Annotated in this window: 19 protein-coding genes; 9 read left to right on the top strand and 10 right to left on the bottom strand. The window is 53.0% G+C overall.

What is annotated here, in order from left to right:
* The first annotated feature begins 369 nt into the window (after positions 1 to 369).
* Together PsW64_RS09550 and PsW64_RS09545 are read left to right on the top strand one after the other, a co-directional pair.
* Positions 370 to 7,638 carry an apolipoprotein A-IV repeat region-like domain-containing protein gene (locus PsW64_RS09550; protein ID WP_063303455.1) on the top strand — a complete coding sequence of 2,423 codons (7,269 nt, stop codon included), beginning with the start codon at positions 370 to 372 and terminating at the stop codon, positions 7,636 to 7,638.
* Positions 7,639 to 7,878: 240 nt separating this feature from the next.
* Positions 7,879 to 9,183, top strand: coding sequence for an SAM-dependent methyltransferase (locus PsW64_RS09545; protein WP_063303454.1), 1,305 nt, complete (start codon positions 7,879 to 7,881; stop codon positions 9,181 to 9,183).
* 42 nt (positions 9,184 to 9,225) lie between these two features.
* On the opposite strand, the gene PsW64_RS09540 is transcribed toward PsW64_RS09545, so the two are convergent.
* Positions 9,226 to 9,831, bottom strand: a complete 606-nt coding sequence (locus tag PsW64_RS09540) for a LysE/ArgO family amino acid transporter (protein WP_057462645.1) — start codon at positions 9,829 to 9,831, stop codon at positions 9,226 to 9,228.
* 102 nt (positions 9,832 to 9,933) lie between these two features.
* Between PsW64_RS09540 and PsW64_RS09535 the strand changes: the two genes are divergently transcribed.
* Together PsW64_RS09535 and PsW64_RS09530 are read left to right on the top strand one after the other, a co-directional pair.
* Positions 9,934 to 10,818: a LysR family transcriptional regulator ArgP gene (locus PsW64_RS09535; protein ID WP_063303453.1), complete on the top strand. Its 885-nt coding sequence runs from the start codon at positions 9,934 to 9,936 to the stop codon at positions 10,816 to 10,818.
* 190 nt (positions 10,819 to 11,008) lie between these two features.
* Positions 11,009 to 11,950, top strand: a complete 942-nt coding sequence (locus tag PsW64_RS09530; protein WP_063303452.1) for a 3-hydroxyacyl-CoA dehydrogenase family protein — start codon at positions 11,009 to 11,011, stop codon at positions 11,948 to 11,950.
* Positions 11,951 to 12,253: 303 nt separating this feature from the next.
* Here PsW64_RS09530 and PsW64_RS09525 read toward each other — a convergent pair whose 3' ends face one another.
* The gene (locus tag PsW64_RS09525) at positions 12,254 to 12,970 is read right to left on the bottom strand and encodes a hypothetical protein (RefSeq protein ID WP_063303451.1); all 717 of its coding nucleotides are present in this window, start codon (positions 12,968 to 12,970) and stop codon (positions 12,254 to 12,256) included.
* 177 nt (positions 12,971 to 13,147) lie between these two features.
* On the opposite strand from PsW64_RS09525, the gene PsW64_RS09520 reads away from it, so the two are divergent.
* The gene (locus PsW64_RS09520) at positions 13,148 to 13,456 is read left to right on the top strand and encodes a cupin domain-containing protein (RefSeq protein ID WP_063303450.1); all 309 of its coding nucleotides are present in this window, start codon (positions 13,148 to 13,150) and stop codon (positions 13,454 to 13,456) included.
* Between the two features lie 19 nt (positions 13,457 to 13,475).
* On the opposite strand, the gene PsW64_RS09515 is transcribed toward PsW64_RS09520, so the two are convergent.
* From PsW64_RS09515 to PsW64_RS09500, 4 genes are read right to left on the bottom strand one after another with little or no spacing between them, the layout of a single operon-like run.
* Entirely contained in the window at positions 13,476 to 14,267 is a 792-nt protein-coding gene (locus PsW64_RS09515; protein WP_208980692.1) for an ABC-type transport auxiliary lipoprotein family protein, read from the bottom strand.
* Between the two features lie 10 nt (positions 14,268 to 14,277).
* On the bottom strand, positions 14,278 to 16,215 hold the full coding sequence (locus tag PsW64_RS09510) for an MlaD family protein (RefSeq protein ID WP_063303448.1): 1,938 nt from the start codon (positions 16,213 to 16,215) through the stop codon (positions 14,278 to 14,280).
* A gap of 9 nt (positions 16,216 to 16,224) precedes the next feature.
* Positions 16,225 to 17,040 (bottom strand): ABC transporter ATP-binding protein, encoded by an 816-nt coding sequence (locus PsW64_RS09505; RefSeq protein WP_063303447.1) that lies wholly within the window; start codon positions 17,038 to 17,040, stop codon positions 16,225 to 16,227.
* 5 nt (positions 17,041 to 17,045) lie between these two features.
* Positions 17,046 to 18,194, bottom strand: coding sequence for an MlaE family ABC transporter permease (locus PsW64_RS09500; protein WP_057462652.1), 1,149 nt, complete (start codon positions 18,192 to 18,194; stop codon positions 17,046 to 17,048).
* A 108-nt stretch (positions 18,195 to 18,302) separates the two neighbouring features.
* Here PsW64_RS09500 and dgcN point away from each other — a divergent pair, with 108 nt between their 5' ends.
* Positions 18,303 to 19,316, top strand: a complete 1,014-nt coding sequence (gene dgcN, locus PsW64_RS09495; RefSeq protein WP_063303446.1) for an N-acetyltransferase DgcN — start codon at positions 18,303 to 18,305, stop codon at positions 19,314 to 19,316.
* The gene (gene dgcA / locus PsW64_RS09490; RefSeq protein ID WP_063303445.1) at positions 19,313 to 20,296 is read left to right on the top strand and encodes an N-acetyl-D-Glu racemase DgcA; all 984 of its coding nucleotides are present in this window, start codon (positions 19,313 to 19,315) and stop codon (positions 20,294 to 20,296) included. The genes dgcN and dgcA overlap by 4 nt, the downstream gene beginning before the upstream one ends.
* 47 nt (positions 20,297 to 20,343) lie before the next feature.
* On the opposite strand, the gene PsW64_RS09485 is transcribed toward dgcA, so the two are convergent.
* Positions 20,344 to 21,516: an MFS transporter gene (locus PsW64_RS09485; protein ID WP_244277263.1), complete on the bottom strand. Its 1,173-nt coding sequence runs from the start codon at positions 21,514 to 21,516 to the stop codon at positions 20,344 to 20,346.
* A gap of 178 nt (positions 21,517 to 21,694) precedes the next feature.
* Here PsW64_RS09485 and PsW64_RS09475 point away from each other — a divergent pair, with 178 nt between their 5' ends.
* Positions 21,695 to 22,804: a protein phosphatase CheZ gene (locus tag PsW64_RS09475; protein WP_208980690.1), complete on the top strand. Its 1,110-nt coding sequence runs from the start codon at positions 21,695 to 21,697 to the stop codon at positions 22,802 to 22,804.
* Between the two features lie 64 nt (positions 22,805 to 22,868).
* Here PsW64_RS09475 and PsW64_RS09470 read toward each other — a convergent pair whose 3' ends face one another.
* The 3 genes from PsW64_RS09470 to PsW64_RS09460 all read right to left on the bottom strand — a co-directional run bounded on the left by PsW64_RS09470 (position 22,869) and on the right by PsW64_RS09460 (position 25,862).
* Positions 22,869 to 23,888 (bottom strand): threonine ammonia-lyase, encoded by a 1,020-nt coding sequence (locus PsW64_RS09470; protein WP_063303442.1) that lies wholly within the window; start codon positions 23,886 to 23,888, stop codon positions 22,869 to 22,871.
* 91 nt (positions 23,889 to 23,979) lie between these two features.
* The gene (locus tag PsW64_RS09465) at positions 23,980 to 25,059 is read right to left on the bottom strand and encodes a glycosyltransferase family 4 protein (protein ID WP_063303441.1); all 1,080 of its coding nucleotides are present in this window, start codon (positions 25,057 to 25,059) and stop codon (positions 23,980 to 23,982) included.
* On the bottom strand, positions 25,056 to 25,862 hold the full coding sequence (locus tag PsW64_RS09460; protein ID WP_446737464.1) for a UDP-2,3-diacylglucosamine diphosphatase: 807 nt from the start codon (positions 25,860 to 25,862) through the stop codon (positions 25,056 to 25,058). Before PsW64_RS09460 ends, PsW64_RS09465 begins: the two co-directional genes overlap by 4 nt.
* Before the next feature lie 266 nt (positions 25,863 to 26,128).
* On the opposite strand from PsW64_RS09460, the gene PsW64_RS09455 reads away from it, so the two are divergent.
* The gene (locus PsW64_RS09455) at positions 26,129 to 26,908 is read left to right on the top strand and encodes an SDR family oxidoreductase (protein WP_063303439.1); all 780 of its coding nucleotides are present in this window, start codon (positions 26,129 to 26,131) and stop codon (positions 26,906 to 26,908) included.
* Positions 26,909 to 26,970: the final 62 nt, after the last annotated feature.

Genomic DNA, 26,970 nt, shown 5'->3' with positions numbered 1-26,970 from the left:
ATTGCTGCCTGTGACTTATCGTAGGGCACCTAAAAATCCCGGCAACTTCTGTTGTACAGTCCACCGGATTGTGCCATTAGGTTAAGGGTAGCTGCAAGGTGGGGAAATCTAAATCTTAAGGTACCGTTAACATTAACGGTCCGCTTTGATTCTGAAAACTCCCTGTTTTTGGCCCTAGAAGTTCGACGGTGCTCTCAATTCAGAGCTGTTGGATTGCATGGGGCCAAACCTATTGTTGTCTGAAATGCGTTCTTGTTTGGGAGGAATGTATTTCGCGTAGGACGGACACCTTGTGGTGACGGCGCCGGCACAAAAGGCGAAAAATGTGCTGACGACCGGCAAGTAGAGAGTACGGACGCGAGGCGAGATATGGCGAACACCCCGAAGGCGAAAGCTCCATCGGAAGTGGCTCTGTCAGCGGTAGAAGAAGCCCTTCAGGCTGATTTTGGCGCTCCACAAGAGCCTATTTTATCCAGTGAACAGGAGAGCACTACTGCGGAACCCCCGCAAATGTCTGCTAGCCCTGCAACGGAGTCTGTAACAACAGCTCCTTCCTCTGATAAAAAACTGGCTCAGCTTGTAGAAGAAAATCAAGCTCCGAGACAGGTTCGCAAACGTGGCCGTGGTGGCCGCCCGCCCACAGCAAGCAATGATGACCGCCAGTCCATTGGCTCACTGATGTTTGCTCTGCAGCGTAAGCCGTCTGCAGCTCCATTCTGGTTCGCATTTGCAGTCTCCGTTGTCTGGGCCAGCCTTGGCTTGGCAATGTCCTGGGGCTCATTCGCTGCTCAGCTTGAAAAATCATCCTCCTTCTCAGGCGTATTTGAAAACCCGACGCTGGTTCTCATTTCCGTCTTTATTGTTGTTCCAATTGCATTTGTCTGGGTCATGGCCCTCCTGTTCTGGCGAGCACAGGAAATGCGCAACGTCGCACGGGGCATGACGGAAGTTGCTCTCCGTCTTGCTGAGCCTGAAGATGTTGCAAAAGAAAGCATCCTGAACGTTGGTCAGGCAATCCGCCGCGAAGCTGCCGCCATGGGCGATGGTATTGAACGCGCGATTGCACGTGCCAGCGAGCTGGAAGTGCTCATTCATAAGGAGGTCTCTTCTCTTGAGAACTCCTATAATGACAACGAACTGAAAATTCGCCGTCTGGTGGAAGAACTTGTCAGCCAGCGTGAAGCCATTCAGGCAAACGCAGAGCTGGTTCGTGAAACCATCTCCGGCTCCCACGAAAATCTTGCATCACAGCTCGCGAACACATCAGAGGAATTCGCCTCCTCTGTTGATCGTGCCCGGGAACGCCTAACCGGTTCGATCGACGCTACGCTTGAGCAGATGACAAGCAAGATCGAAAATCGCGTTACAGAAGCAACCGACAGCTTCACTGAAGCTGGTAGCGAAATGGTCTCCTCGCTGACCGTTCGCTCCGATGATTATGTCGAGCGCCTCACCTCCACTGGCTCTGAGCTGGTTGAAACACTCTCCGACACCGGCTCCAAGCTCTCTGAAACACTTCACGAGCGCGGATTTTCCATCAATGAAGAGTTCTCCTCTACTGCAAACTCCTTCATTGATAACCTGACCGAGCGTGGCACAGACCTCAATACCCGTCTTTCTGAAACCTCAGAAGCACTCGTTGACAATCTGGCAAGCCGCAGCGATGAAATCACCGCTTCTCTGTCCTCCACCGGAACTGAAATTGTTGAGGGTCTTTCCACTCGCGGCAATGAAATCAGCGACCTGTTGGCAGAACGCGGCGATGCTCTGAACGCAACACTCGGTGCTGCTGGCGCAGAACTGTCTGCAACCATCACAGACCAGACAGAAGCCATGAAAGGCGTTCTGCAGGCACAGGGTACTGAGCTGACTACGTCTCTTGAAGAGACCGTCTCTTCTGTAACGGCACAGTTTGTTGGTGCAAGCTCTGACCTGACACAAACTCTGGTAACCACATCCGGTGATGTTGTTGGCCAGATCAGTGCAGCAAACACAGAACTCAACTCCACACTGACCAACGGTCTGTCCGAGTTTACATCCAGCGTTTCGCAAACCAGCGGCGAGCTGGCACAGACACTGGTGATCACCACATCAACCGTCACCGAGCAGCTGACCGAAGCAAATGCGTCCCTCACCGATACGCTCAACGTTTCTGTTCAGTCCATCAGCTCTGCTGCTGAGGGTGCAAGCTCGCAGATTGGTGCTGTTCTTTCAAACGGCGTTACAGAGTTGAGCACAAGCGTCACAAGCGCAAGCTCCGAACTCTCGCAAGCTCTGGCAACAACAACCTCCACTGTGACCGATCAGATCAACAGTGCGAACGACACCCTGACAGAAACAATGAACCTTGGCGTTGTTTCCATTAACCAGAGTGTCGAGACCGCAGGTTCCGAGCTGACAACGACACTTCTCACCGCTTCCAGCGAAGTCACCGAGAAGATCACCACAGCAAACGACAACCTGACTGAGACCTTGAAGGGTGGCATCGATACCATCACCCGTACAGTGGATGGCGTTAGCGGCGAACTCTCCCAGTCTCTGGACAGCGGCGTTGAGCTTCTGTCTCAAACGGTTAGCAACACAACCTCTGTTATGGCAGAGACAATGGAAAGCGGCGTAGCTAATCTCAACGAGAGTGTTTACGGCGTATCCGCACAGCTGACAGAAACACTGGACACCAGCGCATCCAACTTCACAGCATCTGTGTCCGGCGCGACCGCCAACATCACAGAAGCTCTGGAAGATGGCGTCTCCAGTCTCAGCACCACTGTCTCTAGTGCAAAAGAGCATATCTCCGAGGCTTTGGAAGGCGGCGTTGTCACACTCAGCGAAACCGTCAATGCTGCTGGTTCCCAGATCTCTACGATTATGGACAGTGGTGTGGGCAGCCTGACCGACTCGGTCAAAACTGCAGACACAATCATTTCCGAAACGCTGAACACAGGCGTCGGCAACCTCAGTGAAACCGTCAATGCAGCAAGCTCCCAGATCTCCACGATCATGGACAGCGGTGTGGGCAGCCTGACCGACTCGGTCAAAACTGCAAACACGATCATTTCCGAAACGCTGGATACAGGCGTCGGCAGCCTCAACGAAACCGTCAATTCCGCAAGCACACAAATCTCAACGCTTATGGAAACCGGTGTTGGCAGCTTGAACGAGACTGTAAACACCGCCAATACTCAGCTGACAGATACGCTGAACCTGACAGTCACAACAGTTTCCGATCAGTTCGGCAGTGCAAACGCGCAGCTGCATGAAACGCTCGAAACCTCTATCTCTGGCATCACCAATCACTTCACCTCCGCAAGCACACGTCTTTCCGACGAGATCCTTACCCGTGGTGAAGAAATCAACGCCAACCTGTCTCTTACAAGTGGCCGCCTGATCGATACGATCACAGGCCGCACCGAAGAGATGATGGGTGTCGTTGATGAGCGTGTGACCAATCTGGACACTGCCCTGCGCTCAACCGGCGAACAGGCAGCAGAAGGCATTGCAAACCGTGGTCGCGAGATCAATGAAGCAATCGCTGTTCAATGCACCGACTTCATCGACACACTGTCCCACCGCTCCACTGAGGTTTCCGAAGTGTTGCGCGGTGCTGGTGAAAGCATCATTGCGGATCTGTCTCTGCGTGGCGGCGACATTGCGACCCGTCTGGATGACACGGCAAACACACTCGGCACCACAATCACAGTTAGCGGCGGCGAGCTGGCTGACCGTCTTGGCAACGTCAGCACTCAGATCTATGAGAGCATCACCATCAACGGTGCTGAGCTGGATCAGCGTCTGGCAGAGCGCGGTGCAGAAGTTGCTGACACCATCAGCAAACAGACATCCGCCTTCAAGACCGCTCTTGAAAGCACAACAACTGACATCACCGGCGCACTTGGCCTGCGCACTGAGGAACTGGCTGACAAACTGGCTGACACCGGTACACAGCTTGCATACCTCATCGGCTCTCGTGGTGAGCGCGTAACAGCTGATCTGACCGAAATCGGCGATCGCATTACCGAAACCCTCGACATCCGTGGCCGCGCTTTGAACGATGGTCTAGCCAGCAAACTGGCAGAACTGGAACAGGTTGTTACCGAAAGCGGTTCCGATCTTGTTCAGTCTCTCGATTTGCGCAGTCAGAACATCGGCGAATCCTTCGACAACCGCATCGAGACACTCGACGCGAAACTCGAAGAACGCACCAACACCTTTGAGCAGAGCTTCGATACACGCGCAGCAGCCCTCACTGAGACCATCGAAAGCCGCACCACCAAGCTGGCAGACGCGGTCGAACAGGGCACTGGCATCATCGCAAGCACTCTGGAAGAGAAAACCCAGTCCATCTCCAGGATCCTCGAAGATCGTACCGACATCATTGCGGTCAATCTCTCCGAGCGTGTGGAACAGGTTGGCGTCTCTCTCTCCAACCGTGCAGAAAAGATCGGCGAGATCCTCGCTCAGCGTTCAGAAGCCATCGAAGAGACAATCTCCACAAGCCTGTCCACTTTCGATCAGGCAGTTGGCGACAAGGTCGAGGCAGCTGCAACTGTCATCTCTGACCGTGCAGAACACCTTGCAGACTCTCTGTCCACGGGCACAGAGCGCATCGATCAGGCTCTGGACGCACGTGCCAAGCAGATCTCTGAAACTCTGGTCAGCCGCACCCGCGAGATTGCCAAGGCATTCCACGATGGTCAGACCGAGATCAACGAAGCGCTCGACAGCCGTCTGGAAGAAGCTGGCAGCATCATCGTCAAGCAGTCCAAGAACCTCACCGACGCTCTGTCCGAGCAGGTCGCAGAGATCAACGTTTCTCTTGGCTCCAAAGTGTTCGAAGTTGCAGAAACACTCGACACCCGCTCCAAAGCTCTCGAAACGATCCTCAACGATCGCCTCGAAGCAATCTCCTCTACCATGGGAGACGAGAGCGAGAAGGCAGCAACCACGCTTACAAGCGCAATGGCAGAGGCAACCTCTTCCCTTGGCTCCGAAAGCACCCGTGTTCGCGACCTTATCCTCGAAGTCGTTGGTCAGGCATCCGATCGTCTTGCTCAGGAACGTGACCTCACAACCGAGAAGGTTGTCAGCAGCGTAGAGCAGCTGTCCGGCACACTGAGCAAAGAAGGCGAGCGTCTGCAGGAAATCGTTTCCAACTCCATCGGCGAAGCCCGCAACTCTCTGGAAGGCGAAGGCGAGAAAGCAGCAGCAGCTGTTTCCGATGCCATGGCAACCGTACGCGGTACGCTCACTAAGGAAGGTGACGAAGTCGCACAGCGCGTTCTCAGCACTGTGGCTCAGGCAGCTAACGCTCTGGCCGTGGAAAGCGAAAACGCCCGCGCCATGTACACCGCAACCCTGGCTGAAATGTCTGGCGCCCTCACCGGCGAAAGCGACAAGGTTCGTGGTGATCTGTCCCAGACCATCGAGCTGGTAACTGGCCGCCTTTCCGCAGAAAGCGAACGCTCCAAGACGATCCTCGCAGAATCTGCAGAAGACGTCCGCAAGCTTCTGGCTGGCGAAACCGACGAAGTTCGTGCTCGCGTCTTCACCACCATCGAAGAAGCAGCAGGCACTCTGTCCACCCGCGTCAAGTCCGTGGCAGACGAGCTGCTGGTTAAAGCTGAAAACCTCAACGATGCCTTCGGCAGCCGCTCTGCTGAGCTTTCAGAGATCATCGGCAAGGACGGTAGCGAGTTGATCACTGCCATCGAAAACCGTGCTCATGACCTCACCACACGCGTCAACGAAGTTCAGAACGCAATTCTGGATGCAGTGGCCGTGAAGGGCCGTGAAGTCTCTGACCGCTTTGCACAGAACGGTCTGCAGGCAACACGCGATTTGGTTGAAGCAGGCGACAAGATCGTGACTGCAATCGATGAGCGCAGCAACATCGCAACAACCCGTCTGGACGACAGCCGTGAGCGTATGCAGGCCGACATGAACGTCCTGCTCAACGCAGTCTCCACAAAGGGTCAGGAAGTTGCAGAGACCGTCACCCGTCAGGGTGCAGTCGCAACCGATGCTCTGACACAAACCATCGACGGCATCGGCAACACCATCGAAGATCGCACCCGGATGGCTGTGAACGTGATGACAGGTACCAAAGAGCGTCTGGAAACAGATGTCTCCGAAATCCTGACACGCCTCAACGCATCCAACGGAAGCCTTCGTCAGATCCTTGCATCCGCAAGCGAGAACCTGTCTGAAGTTGAAACCAACCTCGCAAACCGCGCAGGTGAGTTCAGAACTGCGATCGACCGTGCAGTTACCGAGACTGAAGCAGCAAACGCCACCATCGAGAACCAGGTCGGCCAGCTCCGCAACACAACACATACCGTGCTTGCAGACGCTGCGAAGATCGCGGGCCGCATGGAAGACCAGAACCAGCTTCTCGGTCAGGCCATCGCGGATCTGGAAGCAACCAACACCCATGTTGACAGTCGCTTCACAGATCGCCGCATGGCAATCGAAATGGTTGCAGACACGCTGATCAAGAAAACATCTGATGTTGAAGTGCTCATGGCGAACTACACCAACACCCTTGGTGATACGCTTGAAGTTGCTGACGACAAGGCCCGCGAAGTTTCTGGCATGCTCCGTGCTGCTGCTGAAGCTGCGACCAAGTCTGTAACTGAGCAGTTCGAAAGCATGCGCATGACCGCTGGTATGGAAGGTCAGAAGGCACGTGATGCAGTTAAAGCTGCCCACGATGATATCCTTCATGACATGAAGTCCACCGTCACTGAAGCATCCGAGCGCTTTACTGATGCAACATCTCGCATGCGTGAAGTTGCCCGTTCAGTGCACCATGAGCTGGAAGCAACCCGCTCTGAACTGAATGCAGGTATTCTGGCTCTGCCGGATGAAGCCGAAGCATCTACCTCTGCACTGCGCCGTATCGTGAGCGAACAGGTGAAGGCACTGGAGGAACTCTCCACAATCGTGTCCCGCCAGTCCTCTCAGTTCGATGTGTCCACGCCAGCAGAACCAGCCCGCGCAGTCAACGCTGCTCCTGCAGCCGTGGCAGCAACCAGCCAGTATGCAGCAGCTGAAGCACCAACACTGCAGCAAGTTGCAGCTACCGGCGCAAAGCCTGCCCGTATGGCCCCGTCCCCTCGCCGCATGGAAGCACCTGCTCCACGCGCAAAGCGTCCTCAGCCAACACCAGCGGCTGCACCACAGGGAAACGGTACGTCCAAGGGCTGGATCAGCGACCTGCTCCGCCGCGCTTCAGACGATGAAGACACAATGGGCGGACATCCGCGTGACACAGCAAACGCACGCACCCCGCAGCACATGGTTGAATCCCTCAACTCCCTGAGCATGGACATTGCTCGTGCAGTTGATCATGAGACCTTTGTGGATCTGTGGGAGCGCTACAAGCGCGGCGAACGTGATGTCTTCACCCGTCGCCTGTACACCCTGCAAGGTCAGCAGACCTTCGACGAGATCCGCCAGAAGTACGGTCGCGATCCTGAATTCCGCAGCGCAGTTGAGCGTTACATTCAGGACTTCGAACAACTCCTGTCTCAGGTCTCCAGAAGCGACAGCGACAATCAGCTCGGTCAGACCTACCTGACCTCTGATACCGGCAAGGTCTACACCATGCTTGCTCACGCAAGTGGCCGCTTCGACTAAGCGCGACAAACAATCAAACTCAAAAAAGGCTCCTGAGATTTTCAGGAGCCTTTTTTGTTGGGCCGACACAATAACACCGGTCTCCGTACTCGCTGCCCTTGTCTCCTGCCCCTCAAACCTCTCAGATCCTATGGTCTCCGACCCTAAAACTCTCTCAATCGCATCCTACAACTCGGGGATGTTTGATCCTCAGAGGAAGCGATAGGGTGTGCTTCACAAGAGCAAAGGCGGATAAGAGCGATGCAGGCAACATGGCGGCGAAATTCCTTAAAAAGCGCACTGGAACACATCCACTCAACAATGCAGCTGAAGTTCGGGTTCCGGTTGTGGGATGGCACACATGTTCCCGCCAATCCGCCTCAAGCAATTATTGCAATCAATGATCCCGGCGTGATCTCAGCCCTTTTACGACGCCCCAGGATTGAGACACTCGTTGATGCATGGGTACAAAAGCGGGTCGATATCGAAGGGGTAAACCTCTTTGAGATGGCAGAATTGCGCCCACCCGGAAAAGCAAGCAAGCTCGCCAGAAACCTGAACCGCCTCCTACTCGCAAAAGCAGTCCTGCCCTTTCTGTTCGCCCCCTCAAAACGGCGCGCTAGCTCAGAGGTAAAAGGAGAAGGTGCCCGTGATGGCAGCGAGGCCTCTAACCAACGCAATATCGCCCACCACTATGATGTCTCAAATGAGTTCTACGCGTTATTCCTTGATGAACAAATGCTCTACACCTGCGCCTATTTCACGAAGGCCGAAAACACACTGGATCAGGCACAGCGCGACAAGCTGGATATGATCTGTCGGAAGTTGCGGTTGGAACCGGGAGACCGCCTATTGGACATTGGGTGTGGTTGGGGCGCTCTCATTTGCCATGCAGCAGAACACTACGGCGTCACCGCCAAAGGCGTGACGCTCTCTGAGCAGCAAGTCCTGCTGGGCCGCAAAACCATTGCGGAACGAGGCTTGGAAGACCGTGTCTCAATCGAACTGCAGGACTTCTCCAAGCTCTCTGGCACTTTCACGAAAATCTCGTCCATCGGCATGTTTGAGCATGTCGGCCTTGCCAATCATGAAGGATACTTCCAAGCCGTCAAGCGTCTGCTGGAGCCGCGCGGGATCTACCTGCACCATGCCATAACAAGACCAGGCAAGCGCACAGAGAAGAAATTCAGGAAAAAGCCTGCCGAATACAAAGCACTGATCCGCTACATCTTTCCCGGTGGAGAGCTCGACCACATCGGCATGAGCCTCCGCAACCTCGAGGCCACAGGCTTTGAAGTGCACGATGTGGAAGGCTGGCGGGAACATTACGCTTACACCACGTCCCACTGGGCAACACGGCTTATGTCACGCAAGGAGGAAGCAATCGCTCTGGTGGGAGAAGAAACCTTCAGAATGTGGGCGCTTTATCTGGCAGGCGTCTCACTGGCATTTGAACGCGGTTCCGCACAAATCTTCCAGACGGTCGCAACCCGAAAAACAAAGAGTTTCTCCGGAATGCCTCTGACACGAGCCTCCCTGTACAAACGAGAGAATGAGACCTGTTAGCGATCAGATGCCCTATGAACTCGTCAGAAGCTATTGCGGCAATCAGCTCACCAGAGCAAATGCAATGGCCCACATGACAACAGCGATGACACCATCAAGAACCCGCCAGGAGGCGGGATTTGCAAATATTGGTCTCAGCAAACGGGCGCCATATCCCAGGGAGAAGAAGAACACGAAGGACGCCACGACAGCCCCCATGCCGAAAATGTACTCAGCACCTTCATGGCGACTGGCAACAGACCCGACAAGCAGCACCGTATCCAGATAGACATGCGGGTTCAAAAACGTAAGCGACAACACCACAACAAGAGTGCCAACAATCCCTGCCGTTTTGCCCTCATCCGGACTGAGAGCCGCCCCTCCTCTGATTGCGGACAAAGCGCTGCGAGCACCGTAGAGAACCAGAAAACCAGCCCCGCCATACCGTAAAAATGGCTCCAACTCGGGGATTGTTGCGGATATTGCCGCGAGGCTGGATATTCCAACCGTAATCAGGAAAGCATCACTGACTGCACATGTGATGCAGGTCAGGAAAACATGCTCTCCTCGCAGGCCTTGCCTCAGCACAAAAGCGTTTTGCGAGCCAATTGCGAAGATCAAACTAAGGCCAAGAGAAAAGCCGGAAAAGGCAACTGATAAGACTGACATTGGGTTTCCTAAGAGAGGAATTGGGAACTCATTGCCAACTTGACTATCTCGCCCTTCACCATTAGTAAAATTCAAATACCTTCTTCTACATTAGAGATTCTAATGGATTTTGACCGAGCACAACTGGCCGCATTCGCTTCAATCCTCACCACTGGTACATTTGAGAGAGCCGCACAACACCTCGGCATCACACAATCCGCAGTATCTCAGCGCCTGAAGACCCTTGAAGAGAAGCTTGGTTGCGTCCTCGTAATACGAGGCACGCCATGTGTCACCACCGCTCAAGGGGAAGCGCTGCTTCGACACGCCAACGAAGTTGCTTTGCTGGAGAAACAGGTCAAAGAGGAAATCGGCTTTTCAAGTGAGGCTAGCAACCTGACCAGCCTCCAGATAGCAGTCAACGCAGACAGCCTTGCCACGTGGTTCATTGATGCACTCGCACAGGTGGATGGTTTTCTGTTCGACCTGAAGATTGACGATCAAGACCACAGCGCAAACTGGTTGCGACGCGGGGAAGTTCAGGCCGCTGTCAGCGCGGAACCTACCCCCATACGCGGATGTGATTGCTTTCCTTTGGGCGCTCTGCGTTACCGGGCAACAGCAAGTCCGGCTTTCGTCAAGCAATGGTTCCCGAAAGGCGTCACCCTTGATGCACTGAAGCTCGCACCTGCGCTCACCTACAACATCAAAGATACGCTACAGACAGAATGGTTGCGCGCAGTATTTGGAGAGAGCATTTTCCCAAACACCCATTGGCTCCCAAGCCCTCAGGCGTTTATCGACGCCACAGTCAATCACATCGGTTGGGGCATGAACCCAAGTATTCTGGTCGATCCACTCATTGAGCAAGGGAAGCTGGTTGAGCTGATCCCAGACATGCCATACGACACAAAACTTTTCTGGCATACAAGCCGGGCAACAGCCCACACAATAGCTCCCCTCACAACAGCCATACGCCAGGCAGCAAGATCAGCACTGGCAGACTAAGGCCAGATGTGAGTAGCTGAACAAGCATCTCTGTTTTCCAGAGCACGACACATACGCCTTGGTACAAATTACTAAATTGACCTAGAAATCAACATCATAGTAGTTCTCCTTACCTGCGCCAGTATATCGGGCACACCTCCGCATCGAACTGAGCAGCTCCTTCTCATCGGGCAACGCAAGGAATGCTGACATGAACTACCCAAACATCGCAATTCTCGGGGCCGGAACAATTGGAATGAGTTGGATAGCGCTGTTTGCAGCCACGGGTCGGCAGGTCACAGTTTATGATCCCTCACCGGAGATAGAAGACCGGGTGACCGATCTGGTAAAAAATGCCGCAGAAACGCTTGCTGCACTTGGATGGCAACATGCCGGTGACACATCAAAATTACGGTTTACAAACGACCCTGTGGCAGCAGTATCAGACGCCGACTTCATTCAGGAGAGCGTGCCGGAGCGGCTGGAGATCAAACACGGGCTCTACCAGCAGATCGAACCACACCTGAAACCAGAAGTCATCATTGGCAGCTCAACCTCCGGCTTGAAACTCTCGGAGATGCAGGCAGGATTTAACAATCCAAGTCGCTTCATTCTGGCTCACCCGTTCAATCCACCACACCTCATCCCATTGGTAGAGCTGATGGACAATGAGAAAACGGATGCAAGCGTACTCCAATCAGCAAAAGACTTCTATGAGAGCATTGGCAAAGTCTGCGTACGCTTAAATAAAGAAGTTCCCGGGCACATTGCAAACCGGCTACAGGCAGCAATCTGGCGCGAGACTATTCACCTGGCGATGGAAGGTGTCGCCAGCGTCGAGGATATAGACAAGGCCGTTGCTTACGGCCCCGGCCTCCGTTGGGCCGCTATGGGTCCAAACACACTCTTGCATCTGGGCGGCGGTGAAGGCGGTATCCGTTCGTTCTGTGATCACCTCGGCGGTCCTTTCCAAAGCTGGTGGGACGATCTTGGCACCCCACGGATCACCTCTGAAGTGGTGGATACACTCGAAGATGGCGTGAAAGCCTCATTGGAAAACACATCCATGCAGGAGCTGGCAAAGCGCAGGGATGATCTCGTTCTGCAATATGTCTTGTCGGGGCAAACCAAGAAAGAGAGAAGCCCAGCCTAAGCGAAGCTGACATCCAAGCTACCAAGCGCTGGTCCTATGTTCTTTTCCAACCCGTCCCTACCATGAGCACATGCACAACAAAGGAGAGTGCAATGTGCTCATCAACGGGCTCAGTAAGGCCATTGATAATAGCACGGATCGTGAGTGGGCCTTCGCGCCACACTCTCTCTTTAGTTGAGTGCTGCCAGATAAGGTATTATGCAATTTTTGTAACAAGATTTCTTCGAAAATCAATCCTCGATGTACGAGTACGATCTCTCCACTTTTACAGTCGCTATTTGTTGAAGGAGCTCCCTGCCCACATTAGCCTCCTGTTAAAATATCATTTGCTTGTCGCACATAAACTCTCCAATTAAAGTCACACTCTCTGACATTTAATACTCTCGGCAAACTAGAATTCCCACCAGTAAACAACAAGCAAAACCCAACTGGTATGTTCGGCGATGCATTGCCTCCGATCTTCGCAATAATTGACTCTGCAGGATAAGGTCTCTTCACAAGAACAACTTTCCTAAGTCCCTCATCATTTATATCATCACTATGAACGAAAAAGCCGCTTTGCCTTAAATCTAAAATCACTTCATCAGTATTCAGCACCAACAATTTACTTAAGTATCTTTTAAGGGCCTTTTGCGCAGTTTCAGATGAGATAAATATTTCTGATTTGAATTCATGTTTATCGGGAATGAAACCATCTAAGATAATACTATGATATTCGGCATCTAATATGCGCCCACTAGAAGATCGTTCGAATAAGAAATCATGCTCTTCACCTGCCCCTTCGACTTCTCTACAAAGATATCGAAACACAACTACTATATTATTTTGTTGGGCTAACTCTTTTTGAATTACTCCTTGAGTGTTCTGTAGTTCATTGAAAACATTCTGATAATCTTTTGCTTCAACACGTTCTCGCAAGCGTTCTATTCTCGCAACATCACACTCACCAGAGGTTGCATTTCCAATGCAAATAGCAAAGGCAAATATAAGACTTATCAAAATAAGGCCTGAACGCCACATAATTGATTATCCGATTATAGGTCCCAGTAATCTCTTCATGTAAACGCTCAAAACTCAGCAACTCAACCCAGATATTATTGTAGACTAGAAGCTGACACCCAGCTCACCAAGCGCTGGTCCTATGTTCTTTTCCAACCCGTCCCTACCATGAGCACATGCACAACAAAGGAAAGTGTCATGTGCTCATCAACAGGCTCGGCAAAACCGACAGTTCTAATCGAGAATGACCGCGTAAAAGTCACCGAATGGCGGTTCAAACAACGCGGAGATAACACCGGCTGGCATCGCCATGCCTACGACTACATCGTTGTCCCGCTCTTCGATGGCACTCTGGAAATCAATTTAGGCAATGGGGAAACAATGGAAGCCGCAATGCAAAACGGTGTTCCATACTTCAAAGAGATTGGCGTAGAGCACGATGTCATCAACGCCAACAACTTCGAATGCGCATTCGTCGAAATTGAACTCCTTGAAGCCCGTCGATAAACACCGGATTTGAACCCGCCTACTTCGTCGTCCCTGCGACCTCGATCGCAGCCGGTGCAACAGCAGCAACCTGTCGTTTGCCTGCATCCTGCTGGCTGTTCAGTGCAGCGCGTTTGGCAGCGGCCGTTGCACGAGGGATGCGACCGACAGTATTGATAGACCAGCTGGTGATCTGGGCGAGCACATTGTCTGAGGCAGCATTAAGTGCCGGAATTGCATCAGTGACTGTATCTCCGGTTGTCGGCACACTCGCCGCAAACACACGCATGCCGATGGAGCGGCCATCCCGGTCATCCACGATACGTGCAGCCACTTCCACATAGCCTTTGTCACCACCATCCACCTGCAGCTCAAAAGCCCGCAAAGTGGTTTGCAGTTGATAGTCGATTAACAATCCCTGCCCCGGTTGCGAAACGCCGCGCAGCTTGCCGGTGTTCTCCAGCGTCTCAACAAGCTTCGCCTGAAACACACGTGGCAGCGTGTCTGTCCATGCCACCTTTGGGAAGTAGGAGTAAATTGGGCCGCCGCCCTGTGTCACTGCGATATTGCTCGTATCCAACGCTTGAAGAGCGACAGGTGTCGCCACAAGCATTTGATAATCAGAAGCACGGACTTTGACGGGAACATCGCGCGGCGCAGTCAAGCCATACAGAGCTTCAGGACCACTTGCCCCACACCCTGCAAGACCACCCAGCAGAACGGCACCAACAACGATTTTTTTAAGTGTCGAACCGAACACACCGAGCTCCAGCCTACTGCCATTAGCCACTCGCACGTTTTCGAGTCGCTTATCTACATTTTTGTCAAACATTTCAAAAAACTCAACGCCGCTGCGCACCATTAAAGACAGGTGTGTCCGATCCGCCGAAAATCACGCGATTTGGGTTACGGTCAAAATTGCTCACAGCACGCCGAATTTCAATAAGTGTCTGGTTTAACTGTTGCATTGCTGCAGTAAAGTCCTGTCCGCCTTGTTGGCTTAGTTTCAACAGGGCAGCAGAGATTGGCTCTGCCCGCAAAGCAAACGCATCCGCAACCTTGCGGATGGAGGCCGCAGCCTCAGTCGCTTCCTTGATAAAGCCCTGCCCATCAGCTGAAACCATACCGTCTACTTTCTCCAAAATCGTGTTCACACGAACGGAGGCGGCATTCAGATTGGTTGCAATGCTCTTCGCCTGATCAATCACTTTGTCAACGTCCGGCACCTTCTTCTTCAGTTCCATAGTCATGTCATTGACGGACTTTGCAGCATTCTGGATTTCATCAATCGCCTTGGCAAGATCTGGAGTTTTCTCAGCAAGAGTGGTCGCCACCTTGTCAGCCGAAGCAACAATATTGGAGACTTTCGCAGGGTCGATGGCTTCCACAATACCGTTGGTGTTGGAGATCAGAGAGTTCGCATTGTCCATGGTTTCGCTCAGCTGATCGGAGGCAGCGCTCAGGTTCGTTCCAACTTCACGGGCCGAAACGATCACACTGTCGATCTCCTTATTGCGACCAGCAATGGTATTGCTCACTTCACGAATGTTCGCTGTGGCAGCACCTGCATCATCAATAACTTTTGCGATCACCTGATTTTTGTCAGAAAGCGTTTTGGTCACCGTCTCAACCGAGGTCACGATATTACCGACCTGCTCGGACTTCACCATACTCAGGATACGGTTTGCATTCTTCGTGGTCAGTACAATCTCGTTGGAGGCCGTCTCAGCATTCTTCACGATACGGTCGATGGCGTCTTTATTCTTGGTCAGTTCAACAGTCAGCTGCCGCGCGTTTTCAGCAACAACAGAAGCAGAGGAAAGCATGGTGTTGATATCGCCGCGACGCTCAGTCAGCACACCACCAAGATCAGACGCACCTTTCAAAATGCGCTCAACCTCTTCAGGCTTGACGGCTCCAATCACAGCTTCAATCTGATCAAGTTCATCGGAAAGCTCTGTCGTAAAGTTCACCAGCTGATCAGAGGCCAGCTTACCGTTGGCAATGATGTCACCAACACCATCCGCGGAGGCAGACAGTTTCTTGGTCATGGCCTCAACATTGGTGACGATCTCACCCAGTTTGTCCGGCGGTACATTCGCCAGCAGGTCTTCACCGCGATCAACCAGTTTGCCAATCCGGCCCGAGAGCCCCGTCAGCGCTTTACTTGTCTCCGTCACACCAGCAAGAAAATCATCAACGCCCTTGGCATTGTTTGCCAGCGCTTGGGTAAAGACCTCGACATTCTTTATGGTCTTTTCCACTTCGGGCCGCGCAGTCATCACCAGCTCATCAATATGCGCCAGCGTGGAATCTGCCTTGCGCATGATGTCTTTGGCACCCTCCAGCAAATCCTCAAACTGGGACCTGCGTGCATACATGACCGGAATAGTATCAGCTGCTTTGGAGAACAACGCCGGACTGTCAGAAGAACCGCCGGACAGATCCACATAAGCCACGCCTGTCAATCCCGTAAACCCAAGAGACGCAACAGTGTCACGGCGCAGCGGAGCATTGGCATCAACGCGCACAATCGCAACAACAAGCTTAGGATTTTCAGGATCGTACGTCAGCGCACTCACATCACCGATCTTGATGCCGTTAAACAGCACCTGACCACCAATCGGCAGACCCGTGACTGCACCGGGGAAAATGATTTTGATATCACGCCGGCTTGAGCGGTCACCCGCACTCAACAGCCAGAACGTAAACAGGAAGGCAATGCCAACAACAGTTAGAACGAATGCACCAATAGCGATATTATTTGCGCGGGTTTCCATGCATCCTCCTCACACCCGTTTGAGGGCGCGTGCCCCACGGAAATAGGACTTAACCCAAGGGTGCTCCACCTGCATCATTTCCTCAATGGTTCCTTCAACCAGAACCCTGCGTTCGCCCAAAACGGCAATACGATCACAAATACTATGCAGACTATCCAGATCATGGGTCACCATGTAAACCGTAAGCCCTAGAGTTTCTTTCAGTTTTACAATAAGATCATCAAAATCAGCCGCTCCGATCGGATCAAGACCGGAAGTGGGCTCATCCAGGAACAATAAGTCAGGATCCAGCGACAAGGACCGGGCCAGAGCAGCCCTTTTGATCATACCGCCAGAAAGCTCGGAGGGCAGCTTATCAGCCGCATCCAATGGCAGGCCGACCATCTCAATCTTCAGCAAAGCCAGCTCATCCCGCAATCGCGGCGACAGCTTCAGGTGCTCACGCATCGGCACCTGAATATTCTGCTTCACAGTGAGAGAGGAGAACAACGCTCCCTGCTGGAACAACACACCCCAGCGCTGCTCAATCTCCCGGCGCATAGCATCTGTTGCTTCGTCAAAATCCTGCCCGAACACCTCAATGGAACCGGACCGTCGCGGCGTCAGCCCCAGCACAGCACGCATGAGCACGGACTTGCCCATACCAGACGCACCAACAAAGCCAAGCACTTCACCGCGGTAAACATCCATGTTCAGGTTCTCAAGAACCAGTTTGCTTCCAAAGCCGACGGTAACATCGCGCACCCGAAGCAAAATCTCCCGATCATCAGCCGCACGATGACCTGAGCCCAATCCGTTCACCGGTCCCGATTGTCCTTGTCCCATACTGGTTAAAACCCGATAGACGCGAAGAACACAGCAAAAACTCCATCCACCACGATGACCATAAATATAGCTTTCACAACAGAAACAGTCGTATGACGTCCAAGGGACTCTGAAGAGCCCTCAACTTTCATACCTTCCATGCACGCGATAAGCCCGATGATCAGGGCCATAAACGGCGCTTTCACAATGCCAACCATCAATGTGTCAACAGTAACAGCCGCCTGAAGTTGTGCAATGAAGGAATGAGGCACAATGCCCAGATACCACCAGCAGGTCAGCCCTGCCCCAAACAACGCCGCGATGTTCGCCAGAAACACGAGGATCGGAAGCGCAATCATCAGCGCTACCAAACGCGGCAAGATCAGCACTTCGGTCACCCGCAGACCGGTCACCTGAAGCGCATCAATCTCTTCCTGCATCTTCATGGAACCTAGCTCTGCCGTGTAAGCAGAACCGGATCGCCCAGCCACCATAATGGCTGTCAGAATAACGCCAATCTCGCGCAGAACCAGAATGCCGGAGAGGTCCACCACAAAGATCTCAGCACCAAACTGCTTCAGATAAAACCCGCCTTGTTGAGCAATAATTCCGCCGATCAGAAAGCTCATCAGGCACACAATCGGAACCGCCCCCATGCAGGAGCGCTGAAACTGAACGCCGATGGAGATAGGCCTCAACCGGCTTGGATGCGTCGCGGCGGCTGTGATTGTCGCGGTCAACCCACCCAGCATGGCCAGAATATCGCGCGTATCACGGCCCAGCTGGCGTGTCGCCTCGCCCACGGCTTCCAGATAATTGACGAAAGAGTTACCAGAGTGTTCTTCGGTGGGATTGTCGACGTCTTGCCGGTCAACTTCCTTCAGCAGGATGTCAAAACGCTCATCCTCATAGATGAACTTGACCTCTCGCCCCTGTTCGGCTTGCTCCATTTGGAACCGCTGCAGCAACCAGGCACCAGCCGTATCGAGAAAACTAACCGCCTTTAAATCCACGCAAATTACGGAATGGCGCAGTCTGGACGCGGCTTGATTGATGAGTTTTTCGCAAGTAGATCCCTGCCGGATACCCCAGGCACCGGAAGCCGTAAGCAAAAGTAACGCCCCGTCTTCAGCAGTTACCAGGTCCGGCGCATCCATTTTATCAGTCAGCTTCATCACGGGACCCTGCGCTCTATAATCCAAAAATCCTATTGATCCTATACAGGTTTCTGTAGTGTGTCGTCTAGTAATCCTCATTCAGCCACAAGTACAACGGAAAAAATTATGTCTATTTCTAAGCCATATCTATTATTTCTTGGGGACGTAAAAGACGAACTGGCAGCAAAAACTGCCCATGGCGTACTTGATTGGCGACCAGAGTGGTGCCTTGGCCAATTTACACTCCCGGGCTGCAAAGCCCACACGACCCTGTCAGAAATGAGTCTTACTGATGCCACAGAGGCAGGTGCAAAGACTATGGTCATCGGCTGCGTAAATGCCGGTGGCGTCCTGCCAGATCACTGGATTGCAACCATCGTCGACGCTCTCAACCATGGCCTCGACATCGCAGCGGGCCTGCATATCGAGCTGGCAAGCATCCCAGCCATTGCCGAGGCTGCTGCTAAGAACAAGCGCAAGCTTCACGATCTGCGCTTCACGGATCTCACGTTCCCAACTGGCAAAGGCGAAAAGCGCTCCGGAAAGCGTTTGCTGACCGTTGGCACCGACTGCTCCGTTGGCAAGAAATACAGCGCACTTGCTCTGCAAAAAGGGCTGGCTGACCGCAACATCAGCTCTGACTTTTGCGCAACCGGCCAGACAGGCATCCTCATTGCCGAACGCGGCGTTGCCATCGACTCTGTGGTCTCGGACTTCATCTCAGGCGCGGCGGAGCACATCAGCCCAGCCACCAAAGACAACCACTGGGATGTGATTGAAGGTCAGGGAGCCCTGCATCACCCGTCTTTCGCCGGGGTTTCGCTCGGCCTGCTCCATGGCTCGCAACCAGACGCTTTTGTAGTCTGTCATGAGCCAACCCGCTCCACCATGCGCGGTGTGTCTACACCCATTCCATCCATTCAGGACGTCATTGACCTGACAATACAACTGGGCCGCCTTACCAATCCGGACATCCGCTGTGTCGGCTTAGCCATCAACACCATGATGCTTTCTGAAAATCATGCAAAAAACCTGATTGAAGAGCTGGGGGAAGCGCATAAACTGCCTGCAACTGATCCTGTCCGCTTCGGGACAGATCCAATCATTGATCATATTTGCGCGGAGTTTAAACTGGTTTGACCTGTCGCCTGTCTATTGAAGCTGAAACATTCCCAATTGCGGGAAGCTTTACCATTGCCCGCGGTTCACGCACGGAAGTAAACGTCCTCACCGCCACACTCACAAAGGACGGTCACACAGGCCGCGGTGAGTGTGTTCCTTACCCGCGTTACGGCGAAAGCGTCGAGAGCGTCACCGCTCAAATCGAAGCTGTGCGTGGAGCTATTGAAGCTGGTGTGTCCATTGAAGAGCTACAAAGCCTCATGCCGGCAGGCGCAGCCCGCAACGCAGTGGACTGCGCCCTTTGGGATCTGACCGCCAAACGCCAGAGCTCCACTGTCGCTGAACTGGTGGGCATCAAGTCCCAGCGCATTCTGGAAACCGCCTACACTATCTCCGTCGGCACTCCGGAGAAGATGGCGACAGACGCCGCAAAAGCGGCCAGCCGCCCTCTCCTCAAGGTCAAACTTGCTGGCGATGGCGATGTTGAACGCATCGCTGCCGTCAGACAGGCAGCACCAAACAGCAAGCTCATTGTGGATGCCAACGAAGGCTGGTCAGAAGATAATCTGGAAGCCAACATCAAGGCTTGTCAGCAGGCAGGTGTTGGGCTGGTGGAACAACCTTTGCCAGCGGGCAAAGATGGCATTCTGGCAGAAGTGGAACACCTCATCCCGATTTGTGCAGATGAAAGCCTCCACACCTCAGCTGACCTGGAAAGCCTGCGTAACCGTTACTCAGCCATCAACATCAAGATCGATAAAACCGGCGGTCTCACTGAAGGGCTGAAGCTGCTGCGCAAAGCAGAAGAGATGGACTATGTCATCATGGTTGGCTGCATGCTCGCCACATCTCTCGCCATGGCGCCTGCCATGCTGCTGGCGCAAAATGCAGAGTTTGTTGATTTGGACGGACCACTGCTGCTTGCCAAAGACCGCGACCATGCTATCCGGTTTGAAGGCAGCCTGATGCACCCGCCATCCCCTGAACTCTGGGGCTAATCACAAGCATAAAAAAGGCGGCTCTCACATCGAGGCCGCCTTGTTTTTTAAACGCGTTTGGTCACCAGCATAAGCGTCAGTACACCGACACAGCAGATCCCCGCCATCAGATAGAAGGCATAGGCTTGTTCAATCGCATAGAGCCAGCCGCTGGCAATACCGCTCACGCCCATCACCACACCAAAAGCTGTTTGTGTCAGCCCCTGAGCCGTGCCAAGGCGTTTGCTTGATACCAGTTTGGACGTGTAGGCAACCATGCCCAGAAACACCATGCCAAAGCTACCAGCATGCAAAAGCTGAAGCAAAACAGCGGACCACGTCTCTGTTGCATAAGGGAACAGCAACCAGCGGATGATGCTCGCAACACCGCCCGTGACCATCAATCCCCAGGCTCCCAGGTGGCGCATGAAGAAGGAGCCCCAAACAAAAATCCCAATCTCTGCCAGAGTACCGATCGCCCATAATCCACCGACCATCGCATCGCTGATGCCCACAGACAGCCAGAAGATGCTGGCGAAGGCATAAAGCGCAGAGAAGCTGCCAAGCAACAAACCACCAGATAACACCACAAGCAGGAACTGCGGATCGCGCAATTCTTCAGCGGCCCAAACACTTTCTTTGCTTGAGCTGCGGCTTTCTGAAGGCATGCCCGGCAGCAGCACAGCAAGCAGCGCCAGCAAACCCAGACTGCCCACAGTCAGGAAAAGCAGTTCAGCAGGCTCACCAAATGTCAGATACCAGCCACCAATCAGCGTCGCGACCACAAACGCAATCGATCCCCATGATCGCATCGGCCCGTAATTCAGGCCAAGAGTGCTCACAGTTTCATAGGCATATGCATCCTGCAGCGGCTGAATAGGCGTGTAGAAAATGGAGAGGAAAACAACCAGTCCAATGACAGTCCAATAGTCACTGGAGTAGATCAGAACCCAAAAGGAGATCAGCGCAATAACACTGAACAGCGCCATGGAATGACGCCTGCGCCCTGCACGATCCGAGATGCTCGTCATCAACGGAGTTGCAAAGATGCGGACGATATTTGGCAAGGCAATCACCAATGCGATCTGCACGGGTGTAAAGCTAATATCCTCCAAAAAAAGCGGAAAGTACGCAAGAAAGAAAGCGTTTGCGAAATTAAACGCTGCAAACAAACCACTCACGCCTGTTGCAATCCAGAATAGGTTACTGGCTTTCCCTAATGAGGAAGTTCTTCTGGGCATAGTCATTGGAAAACACTACAAATGGGGGTGGAGAGTACCCGAGGAAGTGGATGGGAAGGGATACTCCTATCACTTGTGCTAATAGGGACTATCCAAATCAATGTAAACCAATTATTAGCCGTAGAATCTGTTATATAAACTTGTAGTATTATCTTAGTTAGTTATGAAGGAGCCACTTATGGCTGGCAACAACCGAAAGGTCCTTTTGAGCCCCGAGGAATTTGATGCCATCAAAAGCGCACTCTCTGAGACTGATAGAGGCCGTGCTTTCCTTCATGATCACCTCACACTAAACAGATCCGCCGAAACAGCAGACCTTCTGGAAGCTGTGCGACGACTTGAAAAAACATTGGTTGAGCGCGAACTGCCATCTGAGATGGAAACATATCGCCTGCACACCTATGAAATGTATGAGGCAATTGAGCGAACGAAGGACGAAATCTCAAAGATCAAGCTGGAAAATGCCGACAATAATCGCTTTTCAGCCGCTTCTGACGAGCTAGATGCAATCGTCACATCCACAGAAAGCGCAACACAGGTCATTTTGGAGTCCTCCGAAGCTATTCAGGATTTGGTGGACAAGCTCCGTGCGTCCGGCGCAGAAGATGCCCCATGCGATGCCATTGAAGAAATGGCCATGGAAATTCTGATGGCGTGTTCCTTCCAGGATCTGACAGGGCAGCGCATCAACAAAGTGGTAAAGGCCCTTCATTACCTTGAAGGCCGCATCTCCAAGATGATCCGCATCTGGGGTGTAAATCTGGCTGATGAAGATCGCCCGGAAATCAATTTGGATGAGCCGCGTGATGAAGATGATCGTCACATCGACAAGCGCCCGGACGCCCACTTGCTCAACGGCCCGCAAATGGATGGTGCAGGCGTTGATCAGGCAGACATCGATGCAATGTTTGACACAACACCTGCCTCGACCGAAGAAGCCCTGAACGAAAACGTCGTTCAGTTTGCTGCTGAAACACGAGCAGAAGCAGCCCATCAGGAAGAGGACAAAGCAGAAGAGCCCGCCGAGGAACCTGCTGAAATCTTTGAGCTTGATGATGTGGAAGACGAGCTGAACGCTGTTGAAACGCCTCAAGTCGCGTTGATCGATGACGACGACCTCATCGTCACCAACGACGACACGCCAGTCGAGACGGACACCGCGACAGAGCAGGACGATGCACCAATCGAGATCGAGGGGCAGTCGCCTCCGCTGACTTCCCCAAGAGGCAGCAATTCCGACCCGCTCCATCACCTCTCAACAGGAGAGCGCCTCGCACTCTTCTCGTGATTGAGACCTAAAACCAGAATTTCGAAAGCCGTTTGCCTCCTTTTCAGCGCAAACGGCTTTTTTCTTATGCAGGTGTTTTCTCTGCAGAGTACTGCTTCAATGCCTTCTCAAAGACAGCAGGATCCACATTGCCGCCGGAGATCGTGATCACTGCCGTCTTCCCGGCAAGGTCAATCTTGCCAAACAACACAGAAGCCAGAGCAACAGCTGCGCCCGGTTCAACAACCAGTTTCAGCTCAAAATAAGCAAAGGCAATCGCTTTCATCGCCTCGTCATCTGTGACACGCAGACCTTTTGCCTGACGCCTGCTCAATACTGAAAAGCTTTTGTCCCCCGGCATTTCAGTCAGCACTGCATCACAAACAGAACCGCCCAGAACAGCATTGCGAACACGTGTCCCAGCTTCCAGTGAGCGCGCATAATCATCAAAACCAGCAGGCTCTGCCGTGTAAATCTGACACTCAGGCAGGCTCGTTTCCAGCGCCAGCGCAATACCGCTGGTCAGACCACCGCCGCCAGTACAGCTGATCAACACATCAGGCGTGACACCCAGAATCTCACATTGCTCTGCAATTTCAAGCCCGGTCGTGCCCTGTCCCACAATCACACCACTGTCATTGTAAGGGTGAATGAACGTCGCACCGCGCTCCTCACAAAGACCACGGGCAATCGCCTCACGGTCCTCGCTCTCACGATCGTAAAGCACAACTTCCGCCCCCAGCGCTTTCGTCCGCTGGATCTTCAACTGAGGCGCATCCTCAGGCATCACAATCACCGCCGGAAAACCAAGGATCTTCGCAGCAGCTGCAACGCCCTGCGCATGGTTTCCGGAAGAACACGCAACTACACCAGCGGGCCGCTGTTCCTGCGGGATCAGGGAAAGGCGATTGAACGCGCCTCGAAACTTGAAAGACCCGGTGCGCTGCAGATTTTCGGCTTTAATAAAGACACGGCCATTCACCTGCTCATCCAACACCGGATAGTTCAAAAGCGGTGTCAGGCTGACATAGCCTTGCAGCCTTGTTCTTGCTTTTTCAATTTCGGAAAAAGTGAGTTCGACTGGACTGGAAACATCTAAAACCATAAGAACCTCGGCAACAGCAATATGCCGCCCTGTATAGCACGCAAATCTACGAGGGTTTCAGATATTCTGATCACAGCTCAAGGAGATCCACTCAACCATTCAGGTGATTTCCAACAGAGCCTTTGCCCGCATACAGGTCCTGCCGAAATCCTGCAGTGAATGCAGGGTCATAGGCATGTTCAGCATTGGCCAGAAACTGCTCGGCACTTGCCCGCCACGTAAAACGCAGGGCAACATCCCGGCAATGATCCCGCGAAACCTCCAGTGCTTCTAGTGCCGCCGCCTGAAGATCATTCTTCAATACACCTGCCCCACTGTTGCCAATCACATCAATCGGCCCCATCACAGGAAAGGCCGCCACCGGCGTCCCGCAAGCAAGCGCTTCCAGCAGCACATTGCCAAACGTGTCAGTCTGGCTCGGAAACACAAATACATCCGAGTTTGCATAATACTCAATCAGCTCATCACCGACGACAGGCCCGGTAAACAACACCTCCGGATAAGCAACCTTGAGCTCCTCCAGCTGCGGGCCTCCACCAACAACCACTTTGGTTCCCGGCAAATCAAGCTGCAAAAACGCCTCGATATTCTTCTCAACCGCCACGCGTCCCACATATAAAAATCGCGGCCCTGACAAGTGATCCAACAGACTGGTCCGCATTGGCCGGAACCGTTGGTGATCCACCCCGCGAGACCAACGCAGCAGATTGTCAAACCCACGCATGCGCAAGTCAGCTTCCAAAGTGCTCGTCGCAACCATGCACCCCTGCCCGCTGTTATGAAAACGGCGCAGCCAAGAATAGCTAAAGGACAACGGCACCGGATAACGTGCCTGCAAATACTCAGGAAAACGCGTGTGATAACTGGTAGTGAAAATCCGCCCATCTCGCTTTGCCACCTGCCTTGCCATAAGGCCCAACGGTCCTTCGGTCGCAATATGCAGATGATCGCAGTCGTACTTCTCAATAAACCCACGCACGATATGCGGCAGCGTCAGGCTCAGCCGGATCTCGCCATAAGACGGCATCGGAATGCTATGGAACGATTGCGGTGTCAGAAACTCAACCCGAATACCCATAGAGCGCAGTTCAACTGAAAGTCGCTCCAGCGTCCGCACAACGCCGTTGATCTGAGGCTTCCACGCATCGGTAACAATCAGGATCGAGCTCATGCCGCCACCCGTCCGTCAGAACTCTCGCTGGTAGGCTCACTCTCGCCCTGTTTGCCATCGCCCCAATGAATAACCTCAAAGGTTCCATCAAAGTTCTCGGCTACAGCAGTGCAACTCTCCACCCAATCACCAGTATTGATGTAATGGATGCCGTTGGTCTCATGATCAGCCGCATGATGGATATGTCCGCAGATCACCCCATCCACCTTCTGACGCTGCGCTTCTGAGACCAGTGTTTCCTCAAACTTGCCAATGAAGTTGACGGCGTTCTTGACCTTCAGCTTCGCCCACGCAGAAAGGCTCCAGTAGGTCAGCCCCAGCTTACGACGGCAATAATTCAACACTGTATTGAGATTGAGCGCACTCACATAAGCCCAGTCGCCAAAGAAGGCCAACCACTTTGCATGGCGCACCACCACATCAAACTGATCACCGTGAATGACAAGATACCTCTTGCCATTGGCGCCCTCATGAATAACCTGATCAACAACCTCGACACCCCCAAAGTGAATGCCGAAGAAGTCCCGCAGGAACTCATCATGATTGCCGGGAATGTAAACGATCCGTGCCCCTTTGCGACCTTTGCGCAAAAGCTTCTGCACCACATCATTATGCAGTTGAGGCCAATACCAGGACCGTTTCAGCCGCCAGCCATCAATAATGTCGCCGACAAGATAAACCGTGTCAGCGTCGTTTTGCTTCAAAAAGTCCAGTAAGAGATCAGCCTGACATCCGCGTGTGCCCAGATGCACATCAGACAAAAACAAGCTTCTGTATTTTTTACTAGTAGAATCCCCGGTCACCACAAAGCCTCCGGAATAAGAAAACCTTCTTTCCTTTAAATTGATTCACAAGAAACAAATATGACAGGATGCATATACTCAAACCTGTCAGCTTCTTGCTTAAACCTCAAGTAACATTACTCCCCGTTTATTATGGGAGAGAAAATCAAGTGTCTGCAATTCAAGTGAATATTCTATTTGCTTGCTAAGCTTGATCCTGACTGGCTCAAACCTTTCTGAGAATGTAGGCTGCCCTTCACAATTCACCGATTCATTAGGATGTTGAAATGCACTTGGGTATTGAGGGGCGCAAAGCCATTGTCTGCGCATCCAGCCGCGGGCTGGGGTTGGGAACGGCAAAAGCACTGGCAGAGGCTGGGTGTGATCTCGTAATCAACGGACGCAACGAGCAACGACTAGACCAAATCGCAAGCGAACTGGCAGCACAACACAACATCTCAGTCATTCCCGTGGCAGCAGATATCTCCTCACCAGAAGGCCAGCAAGCCGTTCTCAAAGCGTGCCCAAACCCGGACATCCTCGTCAACAACAACGGCGGCCCGCCACGCAAAGACTTCAAAGAGCTGGACCGTCAGGCGATTCAGGATGGTGTCATCCAGAACATGATCACCCCGATCGAACTGATCAAAGCAGTCATTGATGGCATGGCAGAGCGCCGCTTTGGCCGCATCGTCAACATCACCTCCATGTCCGTTAAGATGCCAATTGAAGGGCTGGACCTGTCCAGCGGTGCCCGTGCAGGTCTTACCGCATTCCTGGCAGGCGTCTGCCGCCAATACGCCCAGCACAATGTCACCATCAACAATGTGCTGCCCGGCAAGTTCGACACCGACCGCTTGAAAGGTGGCTTCGAGCGTCAGGCAGAGCAAACAGGCATCTCCATTGAAGAAGCCAAACGGCTATCTTCAGAAGAGATCCCAGCAAGACGTCTCGGCAATCCGGAAGAATTCGGCAAAGCCTGCGCCTTCATGTGCTCAGCCCATGCTGGATACATCACAGGCCAGAACCTTCTGCTCGACGGCGGCCTGTACCCAAGCGCTTTTTAAAAACAAAAAGCCTCCCCGCAGTCGCTCTGCAGGGAGGCAAATCAATTTAGCTTTTGCAGTGT

It is taken from the genome of Pseudovibrio sp. W64, from assembly GCF_001623145.1.
Classification (GTDB): domain Bacteria; phylum Pseudomonadota; class Alphaproteobacteria; order Rhizobiales; family Stappiaceae; genus Pseudovibrio.
The sequence above is the reverse complement of the archived record's forward strand: the minus strand, read 5'-3'. Positions and strand labels throughout refer to the sequence as shown.